Origin of the sequence: Kitasatospora sp. NPDC059646 (assembly GCF_042734615.1) — a bacterium.
In the GTDB taxonomy this organism is placed as follows: domain Bacteria; phylum Actinomycetota; class Actinomycetes; order Streptomycetales; family Streptomycetaceae; genus Kitasatospora.
The window spans coordinates 216,103-229,633 of sequence record NZ_JBHWDS010000004.1 but is presented as its reverse complement, the minus strand read 5'-3'; the positions used below and the strand labels follow the sequence as shown (position 1 = coordinate 229,633).

The 13,531-nt window shown below is 72.1% G+C and carries 12 protein-coding genes and 3 tRNA genes; 3 read left to right on the top strand and 12 right to left on the bottom strand.

The features are described 5' to 3' along the window. Nucleotides 1–85: 85 nt before the first annotated feature. Both ACFV1L_RS04575 and ACFV1L_RS04570 read right to left on the bottom strand, forming a co-directional pair. A complete protein-coding gene (locus tag ACFV1L_RS04575; RefSeq protein WP_380362797.1) occupies nt 86–463 on the bottom strand; it encodes a hypothetical protein in 378 nt (125 codons plus the stop codon). Beyond that, nucleotides 460–705, bottom strand: coding sequence for a hypothetical protein (locus tag ACFV1L_RS04570; RefSeq protein ID WP_380362795.1), 246 nt, complete (start codon nt 703–705; stop codon nt 460–462). Before ACFV1L_RS04570 ends, ACFV1L_RS04575 begins: the two co-directional genes overlap by 4 nt. 140 nt (nt 706–845) lie before the next feature. Here ACFV1L_RS04570 and ACFV1L_RS04565 point away from each other — a divergent pair, with 140 nt between their 5' ends. Continuing rightward, entirely contained in the window at nt 846–1,586 is a 741-nt protein-coding gene (locus tag ACFV1L_RS04565) for a GntR family transcriptional regulator (RefSeq protein ID WP_380362793.1), read from the top strand. Between the two features lie 253 nt (nt 1,587–1,839). On the opposite strand, the gene ACFV1L_RS04560 is transcribed toward ACFV1L_RS04565, so the two are convergent. From ACFV1L_RS04560 to leuC, 4 genes are all read right to left on the bottom strand, one after another. Continuing rightward, nucleotides 1,840–2,484 (bottom strand): HU family DNA-binding protein, encoded by a 645-nt coding sequence (locus tag ACFV1L_RS04560; RefSeq protein WP_380362791.1) that lies wholly within the window; start codon nt 2,482–2,484, stop codon nt 1,840–1,842. A 133-nt stretch (nt 2,485–2,617) separates the two neighbouring features. Then, nucleotides 2,618–2,908, bottom strand: coding sequence for a hypothetical protein (locus ACFV1L_RS04555; protein WP_380362789.1), 291 nt, complete (start codon nt 2,906–2,908; stop codon nt 2,618–2,620). A 134-nt stretch (nt 2,909–3,042) separates the two neighbouring features. Then, nucleotides 3,043–3,639 carry a 3-isopropylmalate dehydratase small subunit gene (gene leuD, locus ACFV1L_RS04550; RefSeq protein WP_380362787.1) on the bottom strand — a complete coding sequence of 199 codons (597 nt, stop codon included), beginning with the start codon at nt 3,637–3,639 and terminating at the stop codon, nt 3,043–3,045. Nucleotides 3,640–3,642: 3 nt separating this feature from the next. Further along, nucleotides 3,643–5,067 carry a 3-isopropylmalate dehydratase large subunit gene (gene leuC / locus ACFV1L_RS04545; RefSeq protein WP_380362785.1) on the bottom strand — a complete coding sequence of 475 codons (1,425 nt, stop codon included), beginning with the start codon at nt 5,065–5,067 and terminating at the stop codon, nt 3,643–3,645. A 233-nt stretch (nt 5,068–5,300) separates the two neighbouring features. Between leuC and ACFV1L_RS04540 the strand changes: the two genes are divergently transcribed. Next, entirely contained in the window at nt 5,301–6,014 is a 714-nt protein-coding gene (locus ACFV1L_RS04540; RefSeq protein WP_035866446.1) for an IclR family transcriptional regulator, read from the top strand. A 150-nt stretch (nt 6,015–6,164) separates the two neighbouring features. Here ACFV1L_RS04540 and ACFV1L_RS04535 read toward each other — a convergent pair. From ACFV1L_RS04535 to ACFV1L_RS04510, 6 genes are all read right to left on the bottom strand, one after another. Further along, nucleotides 6,165–6,239 (bottom strand) — tRNA-Gln (locus ACFV1L_RS04535). Nucleotides 6,240–6,243: 4 nt separating this feature from the next. Continuing rightward, nucleotides 6,244–6,316, bottom strand: a tRNA-Glu gene (locus tag ACFV1L_RS04530). Nucleotides 6,317–6,338: 22 nt separating this feature from the next. Beyond that, a tRNA-Gln gene (locus tag ACFV1L_RS04525) sits at nt 6,339–6,410 on the bottom strand. 195 nt (nt 6,411–6,605) lie between these two features. Then, nucleotides 6,606–8,123 (bottom strand): glutamate--tRNA ligase, encoded by a 1,518-nt coding sequence (gene gltX, locus ACFV1L_RS04520; RefSeq protein WP_380362783.1) that lies wholly within the window; start codon nt 8,121–8,123, stop codon nt 6,606–6,608. Next, nucleotides 8,120–8,917, bottom strand: a complete 798-nt coding sequence (locus tag ACFV1L_RS04515; protein ID WP_380362781.1) for a fumarylacetoacetate hydrolase family protein — start codon at nt 8,915–8,917, stop codon at nt 8,120–8,122. The genes gltX and ACFV1L_RS04515 overlap by 4 nt, the downstream gene beginning before the upstream one ends. Nucleotides 8,918–9,020: 103 nt before the next feature. After that, the gene (locus ACFV1L_RS04510) at nt 9,021–9,221 is read right to left on the bottom strand and encodes a hypothetical protein (RefSeq protein ID WP_380362779.1); all 201 of its coding nucleotides are present in this window, start codon (nt 9,219–9,221) and stop codon (nt 9,021–9,023) included. A 464-nt stretch (nt 9,222–9,685) separates the two neighbouring features. Between ACFV1L_RS04510 and ACFV1L_RS04505 the strand changes: the two genes are divergently transcribed. Next, the gene (locus ACFV1L_RS04505; RefSeq protein ID WP_380362777.1) at nt 9,686–13,525 is read left to right on the top strand and encodes a nitrate- and nitrite sensing domain-containing protein; all 3,840 of its coding nucleotides are present in this window, start codon (nt 9,686–9,688) and stop codon (nt 13,523–13,525) included. Nucleotides 13,526–13,531 lie beyond the last annotated feature (6 nt).

The following is a 13,531-nucleotide window of genomic DNA, read 5'->3' as shown; positions in this document are numbered from 1 at the left end:
GGGTCAACGTCCTGTGGGCGCTGATCCGTGACCGACGGTGCTACCACGTCACACCTCCAGTGACCGAGACAGCTTGACAACGACATTAGGAAGCGAGGAGCGGGTCGTCCGTACCGGGCTCGTGGAGGCAGAGCGCGGCGACGGCCGGGGTGTGGAGCAACTCCAAGCGCCGGGGGGCGGGTTGGAGCGGGCCGGTGGCGGTGGGGCGGACCTGGATGACGCGGGTGCGGCCGAGCAGGATGAAGCTCAGGAGCAGCTGGCCGTCGCGGGCGAGGAACGCCTCGGTGCGTTCGGCGGCGCCGGGGCCGAAGAAGTAGCGGTAGGCCTCGTACTGCGTCCAGCCGAGCGGGAGCGTCCGGAGGGTGGCCCAGAGTGAGGCGATCGCGTCGGCGAGGGAGGCGAACGAGGTCGTTTCCGTGATGCCTTCGATGCTGACGGCGTATCCGGACTGGGTGCCCTTCACGGCGGCTCCTGGGGTGGGTCGAGTTCGGCCCAGACGGTGTGGGACCGGGCGGTCTGGCGGTGTCCGTAGCGATCGGCCTCGGAGAGGACGGCGAGGAGCACCAGGTGGTCCCTGGCGTCCGGATCTCCGGGGAGCGTCGCCTCCACCCGGTAGCCGCCGCCGGGGAGGCGGCGGATGCGGGCTTCGGCTCCGGTGGCGGCTGCGAGCCTGGCTGCAAGGTCGAACACCCTGGTGGTTCGCACGCCACGCCTCTCCGCCGCAGTCAGCCGATCACTCAAAGTGAATCTAAGTCATTAGATTCCACCTGATGCATTAGATTGTCAAGCTGAATCACCCGTCCTGCCGCAATCGGCAGGTCTCGCCTTCCGCCGGGAGATGCCAGATGCCCTCACAGGACCCGCCGTACCTCCGCATCGCGGACCATCTGCGCCGCCGGGTCGCGGACGGGGAGTGGGCGATCGGTGAGCGGCTGCCGTCCCGGGCGCAGCTGGCCGCGAGCTACGGCGTGGGGGCGAACGTGCTCCAGCGGGCGCAGGAAGTCCTCATCAGGGAAGGCCTGTTGGAGGGCCGGGCCGGTTCCGGCACCTACCTGCGGGAGCCGGTGGAGCGCCGTCCGATGCGCCGCTCCCGCTCGGTCGGCTCGTTCCCCGTCTCCGCCGTGCCGGACGGGAGTTGGGAGTCGCATACCGAGGCGCGGGTGCCCGCGCCGGACGGCGTGGCGCGCCGACTGGGCATCGAGCCGGGCGAGTTGACGGTGCACACCCGCTACGAGTTCATGCTGGACAACCGGCCGGTGCAGCTCGCCGAGTCCTGGGAGCCGATGGCGGTCACCGACGGAACGGCCGTGCTGCTGCCGGAGTTGGGCCCGCTGCACGGGCGCGGCGTGGTGGCCCGGATGGCGTCGATCGGGGTCCGGGTGGTGCGCGCCGAGGAGCGGCCGCGTCCCGGGCGGGCGACGGCGGAGCAGGCGAATCTGCTGGGGATCACCACGGGCGATCCGGTGCTGCTGATCGAGCGGACGTATCTGGACGACTCCGGCCGGGCGGTGGAGACCGCCGATCTGGTGATTCCGGATTCCCGCTGGGAGATCATCTACGAGCTGCCGGTGGAACAGCCGGAGTAATTCCGTCCGGGCCCGCGCAATTCCCGCCGCGGGCCGCCGGGTGCGCGGCCGCACCGCGCCCGCCCGTCGGACCGCCGGCCCGCGGCCGCACCCGACAGCCCGGCGGCGGGCCCGGCCGCCGCGTCCGAACGGGCGCGAAAAGGCCGCGACGGCCCCGGTCCTGGGCCTCCGGGCATCCCGGGGTTCCCTGGCGTGGGGCCGTCGCGGCCTGGCCGCCCCGGCGCCGGCCGGTCCGGCACCGGGCTCGGTGCGACTACTTGGCGGTGGACTTGCGCGCCGTGGTCTTGCGCGCGGTGGTCTTCTTCGCCGGAGCGGTCTTCTTGGCGGCGGCGGCCTTCTTGGTGGCGGCCGCGGTGGTGGTCTTCTTCGCCGCGGTGGTCTTGGCGGTGGTGGCCTTCTTGGTGGCGGCCGCGGTGGTGCTCTTCTTGACCGGGGTGGCCTTCTTGGCCGCGGTGGTCGCGGTCTTCTTGGCGGCGGTCTTCTTGGTCGCCGGGGCGGCGGCAGCGGCGGCGCGCTTGGTCGCGGCGCGCTTGGCGGCCGGGGTGGCGGCCACACCGGACTTGCCCGGGGTCAGCGAGCCCTTCGGGGCCTTCTTCACGGACGGGCCGTCCTTCGGCAGCTTCTTGCTGCCGGAGACGAGGTCCTTGAAGCCCTGGCCGGGGCGGAACCGCGGCACAGCGGTCTTCTTGACCTTGACCCGCTCGCCGGTCTGCGGGTTGCGGGCGAAGCGCGCCGAGCGCTCCACCTTCTCGAAGGTGCCGAAGCCGGTGACCGACACCCGGTCACCCGCCACGACGGCACGCACCATGGTGTCGAGCACTGCGTCGACGGCCTCTGCGGCAGCCTTGCGACCGCCCAGCTGCTCGGCCACCGCTTCGACAAGCTGAGCCTTGTTCACGTCTTCCCCTTCGGAAACGGGCGCCGGATGATTCCATCCGTTCTTTTCGCACGTTAGGTATGTATCTGCGGACTTTCAATTACCAAACGCGTGAATCACCCTAGTGTCGCAATGGATTTGCGCATGGCGGCCCTCAGCGGGGAGGCATCCGCCCCTCGTCGAGGTCCTGCACAAAGCGACTCAACCGCCGTGCCGCCTCCGGGAGATCACGCTTGGCGGTCTCCGTGACGATCAGCAGTTGTCGGGTGAGAGCGGTCTTTGCGTCCGTCGACACGTTCAGCGCGTGAACGCGGGCGTGGGCTTGCTTCAACCGCTCGGCCACCAGTGCGTAGAGCAGGGTGACTTCCGAGTCGGCAGCACCGCCCCGACCCTCCGCAGACGCGGGTTCGCCACCCGGGTACGGCGGTTCGGCGCTGTGGTGCATGCAACGATTGTGCCATCTGTACGCAGTTGCGCTGCACCAGGGTCTATTCACGGGTGACGAACTCCCCTGCGAACAACGAAGACCCGCCCCGGAGGGGGGCGGGTCTTGTTGTCGGTCCGTCAGAAAGCGGAGAGTCAGGCGACCGGGAGGGTGCGCGGCTTGAAGGACGGGCGCTTCGCCTCGAACGCCGCGACATCCGCCTCGTTCTGCAGCGTGATGCTGATGTCGTCCAGACCGTTGAGCAGCCGCCAGCGCACGTTGTCGTCCAGCTCGAACGACGCGGTGACGCCCTCGGCGCGGACCTCGCGGGCCTCCAGGTCGACGGTGATCTCCGCGGTCGGGTCGGCCTCCGTCAACTCCCAGAGCCGGTCCACGGTCTCCTGCGGCAGAACCACCGTCAGCAGGCCGTTCTTCAGCGAGTTCCCGCGGAAGATGTCGGCGAACCGGGACGAGATGACGGCCTGGAAGCCGTAGTTCTGCAGCGCCCAGACGGCGTGCTCGCGGGACGAGCCGGTGCCGAACTCGGGGCCGGCCACCAGGACGGTGGCGCCCTGCCGCTCGGGGCGGTTGAGGACGAACGCCTCGTCCTTGCGCCAGGCCTCGAACAGGCCGTCCTCGAAGCCGGAGCGGGTGACCTTCTTCAGCCAGTGCGCCGGGATGATCTGGTCGGTGTCCACGTTGGAGCGGCGCAGCGGGACGGCGCGGCCGGTGTGGGTGGTGAACTTCTCCATGGCTCAGGCCTCCACGGGAACGACGCGGTCGGACAGGTCGGACGGCGCGGCCAGGCGGCCCAGCAGCGCGGTGGCGGCGGCGACCTGGGGGGACACCAGGTGGGTGCGGCCGCCCTTGCCCTGCCGGCCCTCGAAGTTGCGGTTCGAGGTGGACGCGCAGCGCTCGCCCGGGGCCAGCTGGTCGGGGTTCATGCCCAGGCACATCGAGCAGCCGGCGTGCCGCCACTCGGCGCCCGCGGCGGTGAACACCTTGTCCAGGCCCTCCTCGACGGCCTGCAGGGCGACCCGGACCGAGCCCGGAACGACCAGCATCCTTACCCCGTCGGCGATCTGACGGCCCTCCAGGACCGCGGCGGCGGCGCGCAGGTCCTCGATCCGGCCGTTGGTGCAGGAGCCGACGAACACCGCGTCGACGGCGACCTCGCGCAGCGGGGTGCCGGCCTCCAGGCCCATGTACTTCAGGGCGTTCTCGGCGGCGACCCGCTCCTGCGGGTCCTCGAAGTCGGCCGGGTCCGGCACGTTGGCGCCCAGCGGCGCGCCCTGGCCCGGGTTGGTGCCCCAGGTGACGAACGGGGTCAGTTCGGCGGCGTCGATGAACACCTCGGCGTCGAACACCGCGTCCTCGTCGGTGGCCAGGGTCTCCCAGTAGGCGACCGCGGCGTCCCAGTCCTCGCCCTGCGGGGCGTGCGGGCGGCCCTGCAGGTAGTCGAAGGTGGTGCGGTCCGGGGCGATCATGCCGGCCCGGGCGCCCGCCTCGATGGACATGTTGCAGATCGTCATCCGGGCCTCCATGGAGAGGCTGCGGATCGCCGAGCCGCGGTACTCCAGGACGTAGCCCTGGCCGCCGCCGGTGCCGATCTTGGCGATCACGGCCAGGATCAGGTCCTTGGCGGTGACGCCCTCGGGCAGTTCGCCCTCGACGGTGATCGCCATCGTCCGGAACGGGGCCAGCGGCAGGGTCTGGGTGGCCAGCACGTGCTCGACCTGGCTGGTGCCGATGCCGAACGCCAGGGCGCCGAAGGCGCCGTGGGTGGAGGTGTGGGAGTCGCCGCAGACCACGGTCATGCCCGGCTGGGTCAGGCCCAGCTGCGGGCCGACCACGTGCACGACGCCCTGCTCGACGTCGCCCAGCGAGTGGATGCGCACGCCGAACTCCTCGGCGTTCTTGCGCAGCGTCTCCAGCTGGACCCGGGAGACCGGGTCGGCGATCGGCTTGTCGATGTCGAGGGTGGGGGTGTTGTGGTCCTCGGTGGCGATCGTCAGGTCGGTGCGGCGCACCTTCCGGCCCGACAGCCTGAGCCCGTCGAAGGCCTGCGGGCTGGTCACCTCGTGCAGCAGGTGCAGGTCGATGTAGAGCAGGTCGGGCTCGCCCTCGGCGCGCCGGACGACGTGGTCGTCCCAGACCTTCTCTGCGAGTGTCCGTCCCATCGGATTCCCTCCAGCCGGCCGCTCTGCCGGCCTTCTCGTGATCGTCGAGGTCTTGTCCCGTGCCGCCCTGTGAGGCTCGCTCGGCATCGCGACCTGCCCGCCGGACTGTCCAGCATGCGGACACCCTGCCAGGGCTCCGCCCTGGCGTTCTCCCGGGCTGCTGACACCAAGAGTGGCGCTTTTCTCGGAAGATTGAACTTGCGTCTCGCTGATTGAGACTGCAGTATCGAGACATGGACAACACTAGCGGCGTCGGCGTTCTCGACAAGGCCGCTCTGGTGCTGAGCGCACTGGAGTCGGGCCCCGCCACGCTGGCGGGGCTGGTCGCCGCCACCGGTCTGGCCCGGCCCACCGCCCACCGACTCGCCGTCGCACTCGAACACCACCGCCTGGTCACCAGGGACATGCAGGGCCGTTTCATCCTCGGCCCCCGGCTCGCCGAACTCTCCGCCGCCGCGGGCGAGGACCGGCTGCTCGCCGCCGCCGGGCCGGTGCTGACGCACCTGCGCGACGTCACCGGCGAGAGCGCGCAGCTGTACCGCCGCCAGGGCGAGATGCGGATCTGCGTGGCCGCCGCCGAGCGCCTCTCGGGCCTGCGGGACACCGTGCCGGTCGGCTCCACCCTGCCGATGAAGGCCGGCTCCGCCGCCCAGGTCCTGCTCGCCTGGGAGGAGCCGGAGCGCCTGCACCGCGGCCTCCAGGGCGCCCGGTTCACCGCCACCGCGCTCAGCGGCGTGCGCCGCCGCGGCTGGGCCCAGTCCATCGGTGAGCGCGAGCCCGGCGTGGCCTCGGTCTCCGCCCCGGTCCGCGGCCCGTCCAACCGGGTCGTCGCCGCCGTCTCCGTCTCCGGCCCGATCGAGCGGCTGACCCGGCACCCGGGCCGCCTGCACGCCCAGGCCATCATCGAGGCCGCCAACCGCCTCACCGAAGCCCTGCGCCGCAGCTGACTCCCCGCACTCCCCCGCCCCCGGCCGCCCGGCCGGGGGCGTACGCGTCTTCCGGGGCGTTCCGAGGGCCGTGGCCCGGGCGGCAGTCGAGCGGGCCCGGGCATGCAAAAAGAGCCCCGGTTTCCCGGAGCTCGTTTTCTCTGAGCGTTTTGGCTGGGGTACCAGGACTCGAACCTAGACTAAATGAACCAGAATCACTCGTGCTGCCAATTACACCATACCCCAAAAGTACCCCCGACCGGATTCGAACCGGCGCTACCGCCTTGAGAGGGCGGCGTGCTAGGCCGCTACACAACGGGGGCTTTGCATCACTTGCGTGCTGCGCTGGGGTACCAGGACTCGAACCTAGACTAACTGAACCAGAATCAGTCGTGCTGCCAATTACACCATACCCCACCAGAGTTCAACCCCTGCGGGGCCTTCCTCGGTGTCTTGCGCCTCCCTGCCCGGGCGGCGCAGAAAGAACATTACCCGACGCCCCGCCCGGCTCCAAAATCGATAACCGCAGGCAGTGCCCCGGACACCTGCGGGCCAGGTCAGGGACCTGGCCCGCAGGGGGTCGGACGCGGCCCCGGGGGGCCGCGGGGCGGCTCAGGAGGCCGGGAGCAGCTCCAGGGCGGCGAGCAGGCGGCGCAGCGTCTCCTCGCGGCCCAGCAGCTCCATCGACTCGAACAGCGGCGGGGAGACCCGGCGGCCGGTCACCGCGACGCGCAGCGGCGTGAAGGCGAACTTGGGCTTGATGCCCAGGCCCTCGACCAGGGCCTCGCGGAGCGCGGCCTGGATCGGCTCGGGGGTGAAGTCCGCCAGCTCGGTGAGCGCCTTGACGGAGGCTTCGATCACCGGGCGGGCGTCCGCGGTCAGGACCTTGGCGGCGTCCTCCGGGTCGACGGTGAAGTCGGCGGGGGCGACGAACAGGAAGCCGGCCATGGTGACGATCTCGGAGAGGACGACCATCCGCTCCTGGGTGAGCGGCGCGACCTTGGCGAGCAGGTCGAGCTGCTCGGCGGTCGGCTCGGCCGGGAGCAGGTCGGCGGCCTGCAGGTACGGCACCAGGCGCTTGACGAACTCCTCGGGGGCGAGGCGGCGGACGTGCTCGGCGTTGAGGTGCTCGGCCTTCTTGAGGTCGAAGCGGGCCGGGTTGCCGTTGACGTCGTCGATGTCGAAGGCGGCGACCATCTCGTCGATGTCGAAGATGTCGCGGTCGTCGGCGAGCGACCAGCCCAGCAGGGCGAGGTAGTTGAGCAGGCCCTCGGGCAGGAAGCCGCGCTCGCGGTACAGGTTGAGCGAGGCCTGCGGGTCGCGCTTGGAGAGCTTCTTGTTGCCCTCGCCCATGACGTAGGGGAGGTGGCCGAAGCGCGGAGTGGTGCCGTTGCCGACGCCGATCTCCGCGAGGGCGGCGTAGAGCGCGATCTGACGGGGCGTCGAGGACAGCAGGTCCTCGCCGCGGAGCACGTGGGTGATCTCCATCAGGGCGTCGTCGACCGGGTTGACCAGGGTGTACAGCGGGGCGCCGTTGGCCCGGACGATGCCGTAGTCGGGGACGTCCTTCGGGTCGAAGGAGATCGGGCCGCGGACCAGGTCGTCGAAGGCGAGCGTGGTGTCGGGCATCCGGAAGCGCAGGATCGGCTTGCGGCCCTCCTGCTCGTACACGGCGACCTGGTCGGCCGTCAGTTCGCGGCAGTGGCCGTCGTAGCCGGAGGGCTTGCCGGCGGCGCGGGCGGCCTCGCGGCGGGCGTCGAGCTCCTCGGTGGTGCAGTAGCAGGGGTAGGCGTGGCCGGCCTCCTGCAGGCGCTTGGCGACGTCCGCGTAGATGTCCATCCGCTGCGACTGGCGGTACGGGGCGTGCGGGCCGCCGACCTCGGGGCCCTCGTCCCAGTCGAAGCCGAGCCAGCGCATCGCGTCGAGCAGCTGGTTGTACGACTCCTCGGAGTCGCGGGCGGCGTCGGTGTCCTCGATCCGGAAGACCAGGGTGCCGCCGTTGTGGCGGGCGTAGGCCCAGTTGAAGAGGGCGGTGCGGACCAGGCCGACGTGCGGGTTCCCGGTCGGGGAGGGGCAGAAGCGGACCCGGACGGCGGGGTTCTTGTCAGCCACGGTTGCTGCATCCTTCATCGCTTGACGACCTTGTTGGCGAGGGTGCCGATGCCTTCGACGGAGACGGCGACCTCGTCGCCGATGTTCAGGGGGCCGACGCCCGCGGGGGTGCCGGTGAGGATGACGTCGCCCGGGAGCAGGGTCATCGCCTCGGAGATGTGCGCGACCAGCTCGGCGACCGAGCGGACCATCTGGGAGGTCCGGCCGGACTGGCGGGTCTCGCCGTTGACGGTGCAGGTGACGGCCAGGTCGGCGGGGTCGAGGTCGGTCTCGATCCACGGGCCGAGCGGGCAGGAGGTGTCGAAGCCCTTGGCGCGGGCCCACTGGCCCTCGCGCTGCTGCACGTCGCGGGCGGTGACGTCGTTGGCACAGGTGTAGCCGAAGATCACTTCGGGAACGCGGTCGAGCGGCACCTCGCGGCACATCCGGCCGATCACCACGGCGAGTTCGGCCTCGTACTGGACGTCCTCGGAGAACGGCGGGTACGCGATCGACTCGGTGGGGCCGACGACGGCGGTGGAGGGCTTGAAGAACGTCAGCGGCACGGCGGGGACGTCGTTGCCGAGCTCGGCGGCGTGCGCGGCGTAGTTGCGGCCGACCGCCACGATCTTGCTGGGCAGCATCGGGGCCAGCAGGCGGACGTCCTGGAGGCGGTGGGTCTCGCCGGTCGGCTGGGGGGTGCCGAAGGGGTGTCCGGCGAGGGTGTGCACCACCAGCGATTCGGGTTGTGCGGCGTCCCCCTCGATGATTCCGAAGGAGACCGAGCCCGCCGCGGGGCTCCCTTCACGTACGGAGAACCTGGCGATACGCACAGCCCTGCAACCTCTCGGTTCGTCGGCCGCCCGGACGCTCCCGGGCGGTTGCCGAGCCCGCAGTACCGGGCCCGGCCGTGACACCAGGTTATCGGCGCGGGGTTCAGTCCTGCGGCAGGCGGGTGGCCGGGGCGGTCATCAGGACGGTGCGGCGCGGGTTGGCGGTGCTGGCGGGCAGCTCCGCGGCGTAGGCGCGGGGCGTGCGGTCGCCGAAGCCGGGCAGCTCGGCGAAGTCCGCGACGGAGGCCAGCGTGGTGCGGCGCGGGTTGGCCGTGGAACGGGTGGCCTTGGTCGTCTCGGACATTTGCGTCAGCACCTTGTTTCGCTCGAACGGACTTTTGCGCGGGCCCGCCGCTGGGCAGGCTCCGGTCAACCCTGCCAGGTTAGGGAGCCCATTCCACAGCGGCCGTGACCAAAGCTACACATTCGGCTGTGAGTTTGCTCACAATTCCGATCCCAAAGGGCGCGGAAGTGGCGATTCCGGACCAATGGCAAAATCCTCCATTCCGGATATCCCGGACATTCGCCGCACAAACTGATCTTCCTCTTTGTTGACATGACTAGGACGAGTGTCCGAAAAGGACCGTATTCCGGGCCCGATGCGACACGGAACGTGAGTCGCCGCGCGCGGTGGGTAGCCCAGGACACCGTGTCGTAACGGGCCTTGTTGGACTTCCCCCGCTGTGCTGGAATGCCACGGAAAAACTCGACACCGCCCTACTCTCCGCCCGGCGGGGACGGGCGCCCGGTCCAGAGGTTGCGACGCCAGTGCAGGGACGTTTCAAGAGGGGCAGCGGCGCCGCGGGTGACCCGGAGTCGCGGGAGCCCGTAGCCGGCGCCCACCAGGCGGCACCGGCGACGACCGGCCAAGGCGAGCGGCCGTTCGGCGCTCCCGCCGAGGCCGCCGCCGACAGCAGTGCCCCGGGCGCCGGCGCGCCCCAGCAGGAGGACGGCCCGTCGGCCGACAAGCAGAGCCGTCGCGCCAGACTCCGCGGCACGCTCAACCGCCGCCGCGCCACCGGCATGAGCCGCTTCGCCATGCGCAACTGGCGGATCCGCACCCGCCTGATCGCGCTGCTGTTCCTCCCCGTGGTGGTCGCGCTGGTCCTGGGCGGTCTGCGCGTGCAGACCTCGATGGAGAACTCCCGCCAGCTGTCCCAGATGAGCGACCTGGCCGAGCTCGCCCGCAACGCCACCGCGCTGGCCAACGCCCTCCAGTACGAGCGCGACGTCTCGGCCGGCCCGCTGGCCGCCGGCGGCAGCGCCGACAACGACCCCGAGATCGCCGACGCGTACAAGCAGACCAACACGCTGTCGAAGACCTTCAACGCCAGCGCCGACAAGTTCGACAACCTCGACCTGGCCGGTTCCAAGACCCTGCTGCTGCAGGTCCGCAAGGACCTCAACACGCTGTCCCGGGCCCGGACCGGCGCGTTCAAGAGCCCCGACAACATCCAGGCCACGATCACCAACTACGACGTGATCATCAAGGACCTGATCGGCGCCACCCAGGACATCGCGATCACCTCGAACTCCACCGAGCTGATCAAGACCACCCGTGCGCTGTACCAGTTCTCCTCGGCCAAGGAGTACACCTCGATGCAGCGCGCGCTGATCAGCGCCGCGCTCGCGAACCAGAGCGGCCCCGCCATGTCGGCCTCGGACGAGACCTTCGGCGTCCGTCTGATGAGCTCCGAGGACAACGCGCTCGCCAACTTCACCGCCATCTACGGCGAGAGCGAGGCCCGCGGGCTGCGCGCCGCGATGAGCTACAACCAGGTGGTCGCCGAGGCCGACCGGTTCTCCAAGGCGGTGCTGAACACCAACGGCATCCGGTCCGCCGAGAACACCTCCTACAAGGACTGGTTCGACAAGTCGACCGCCAAGGTCAACGCCGAGAAGACGATCGAGAACAACCTGCTCGACGTCCTCGACGGCAAGGCCCAGTCGCTGCAGTCGGACGTCGACACCGAGTCCGTCATCAACGCCGCGCTGGTCGCCCTGGTGCTGATCGTCGCCATCGCCGGCGCCGCCCTGGTGGCCCGCTCGATGGTGCGCTCGCTGACCCGCCTGCAGACCTCCGCCGAGGACGTCGCCGAACGCCGCCTGCCGGAGCTGGTCAAGACGCTCTCCGAGAGCGACCCGCACGACGTCGACGTCACCGTCGAACCGGTCGGCGTCGACTCCGCCGACGAGATCGGCCACGTGGCGCACGCCTTCGACATGGTGCACCGCGAGGCGGTCCGACTGGCCGCCGAGCAGGCGCTGCTGCGAGGCAACATCAACGCGATGTTCACCAACCTGTCGCGCCGCAGCCAGGGCCTGATCCAGCGTCAGCTGTCGCTGATCTCCGAGCTGGAGAGCCGCGAGGCCGACCCGGACCAGCTGGCCTCGCTGTTCAAGCTCGACCACCTGGCCACCCGCATGCGCCGCAACGGCGAGAACCTCCTCGTCCTCGCGGGCGAGGACCCGGGCCGCCGCTGGACCCGTCCCGTCCCGCTGGTCGACGTGCTGCGCGCCGCCGCCTCCGAGGTGGAGCAGTACGAGCGCATCGAGCTCGCCTCGGTGCCGACCGCCGAGGTCGCCGGCCGCGTCGTCAACGACCTCGTCCACCTGCTCGCCGAGCTGCTGGAGAACGCCACCTCGTTCTCCTCCCCGCAGACCCGCGTCCGGGTCACCGGCCACGCCCTGCCGGACGGCCGGGTGCTGATCGAGATCCACGACACCGGCATCGGCCTCTCCCCCGACGACCTCGCCGACATCAACGAGCGCCTGGCGAACCCGCCGGTGGTGGACGTCTCGGTGTCCCGCCGGATGGGTCTGTTCGTGGTCGGCCGCCTGTCCCTGCGACACGGCATCCGGATCCAGCTCCGCCCGTCCGACTCGGGCGGCACCACCGCGCTGGTCATGCTGCCGGTGGACGTCACCAACTCCGCCGAGCGGCGCGGCAACCGGCCCGGTGCGGGCGCCGGGGCCGGCCAGGGCGGCCGGCAGCAGCGCGGCGTCGCGCCGACGCCGCGTCAGCAGGGCCGTCCGGCGGGCGACCTGCCCGGCGGTCGCACCGCGCTCGGCCAGGCCCCGGCGGCCGGCGGTCAGGGCGGCGGGCGTCCGCAGCTCGGCCAGGGCCCGATGGGCGGCAGCCCCGACCTGTTCACCCCGGGCGCGTCGTCCGGTCCGTCCGCGCCCACGGGCCCGGCGGGTCCGGGTGGCCGGCGCGGGCCGGGCGAGGCGCCCGCGCAGGGCGGCTTCGGCCCCGGCGGCGCGTTCGGCACCGGTCCGGCCCAGGGCGGCCGCACCGGCGGTCTGCCGACCCGTTCGGTCGGCCAGTCGCTGCGCGAGAACCCCGCGCCGGGTGCGACGGGCCCCGCGGCCCCGGCCGGTCCGGGTGCGGGTGCGCCGGCCGGCGGCGGGCTGCCGCCGCGGCGGGTGCCGGGCGCGTCCGGCGCGCCGGGTCTGCAGGGCGGTCCGGGCGGGCTTCCGCCGCGCCGCCCGCAGCCGGGCCAGCAGGCTCCGCAGGGGCCGCAGGGCGGTCCGCGTCGTCCGCAGGGGCCGCAGGGCCCGGAGCGGACCCGTCCGATGGAGGCCCGTCCGGGCGGCGAGCCGACCCAGCACGGCCGTGCCGAGCAGCCGCAGCGCCGTCCGCTGCCGCCGCAGCAGCCGGCCGCGCCGATCGAGGCCGCGCCGGTCGAGCAGGCGGGCGGGTTCGCCCGGCCGCGGTTCGAGGCGGCCGACATCGACCCGCGCGACCCGCTGGGCCTCGGCCTGGTGGAGCCGGTGCTGCCGGACCCGGTGGGTCAGGGTGTGCCGCCGATGGTGCCGCAGGAGCGCCCGGCCCCGCAGCAGTTCGCGGAGCGGCCGCAGCCGATGGCGCTGCCGACCGCGGGCGGGTCGCAGGACGTCCCGGCGCCGGCCCGTGAGCAGGTCCGCCCGCGCGGCTACCAGCCGCAGCGTCCCGGGACCACCGCGCCCGGCTTCGGCCAGCAGCAGTCCCGGCCGGCGCCGCAGGCGCAGGCCCCGCAGGCCCGGGCCACCCGGCCGCAGCCGCAGGCCGATCCGTTCCAGCAGGCCGATCCGTTCCAGCAGACCGAGCAGCAGTACCCGCAGGCCGAGCAGTACTCGCAGCAGCAGCGTCCGCAGGGCATGCCGCAGCGTCCGACGGCGGAGCGCCGGCCCCAGCAGCCGCAGGGCCAGCAGGCCCCGCAGCAGCCGGCCGGTCCCGGTCCGGACGCGCCGTGGCGGCCGTCCGCGAACGACGAGCGCTGGCGGCGGGCCGAGCAGATGCGCGAGCCGCAGACCGACGGCCTGACCACCTCGGGTCTGCCGCGGCGCACCCCGCAGGCCAACCTGGTCTCCGGCAGCGCCGAGGCCAGCCCGCTGACGGGTCCTCAGGTCTCGCGCAGCCCGGAGGAGGTGCGCGGCCGGCTGACCAACCTGCGCCGCGGCATCCAGCAGGGCCGCCAGGCCGGCGCGCAGCAGCCGGGCGCCGGCCGTCCCGCGCCGCAGCAGCGGCCGGGCTTCGACTTCGGCGGGACGTCCGAGGGCCACCGGGGAGCCCAGTTCGACGCCGATGGCAACAACGGCTTCGGCCCCGAGCACCAGGAGCGTTGAGTTGAG

Excerpts from the sequence above, each read along its gene's own strand:
- ACFV1L_RS04565 (WP_380362793.1), top strand. The coding sequence starts at position 846 with ATGCCCTCACAGGACCCGCCGTACCTCCGCATCGCGGACCATCTGCGC.
- ACFV1L_RS04555 (WP_380362789.1), bottom strand. The coding sequence starts at position 2,908 with ATGCACCACAGCGCCGAACCGCCGTACCCGGGTGGCGAACCCGCGTCT.
- leuD (WP_380362787.1), bottom strand. The coding sequence starts at position 3,639 with ATGGAGAAGTTCACCACCCACACCGGCCGCGCCGTCCCGCTGCGCCGC.
- leuC (WP_380362785.1), bottom strand. The coding sequence starts at position 5,067 with ATGGGACGGACACTCGCAGAGAAGGTCTGGGACGACCACGTCGTCCGG.
- ACFV1L_RS04540 (WP_035866446.1), top strand. The coding sequence starts at position 5,301 with ATGGACAACACTAGCGGCGTCGGCGTTCTCGACAAGGCCGCTCTGGTG.
- gltX (WP_380362783.1), bottom strand. The coding sequence starts at position 8,123 with ATGAAGGATGCAGCAACCGTGGCTGACAAGAACCCCGCCGTCCGGGTC.
- ACFV1L_RS04510 (WP_380362779.1), bottom strand. The coding sequence starts at position 9,221 with ATGTCCGAGACGACCAAGGCCACCCGTTCCACGGCCAACCCGCGCCGC.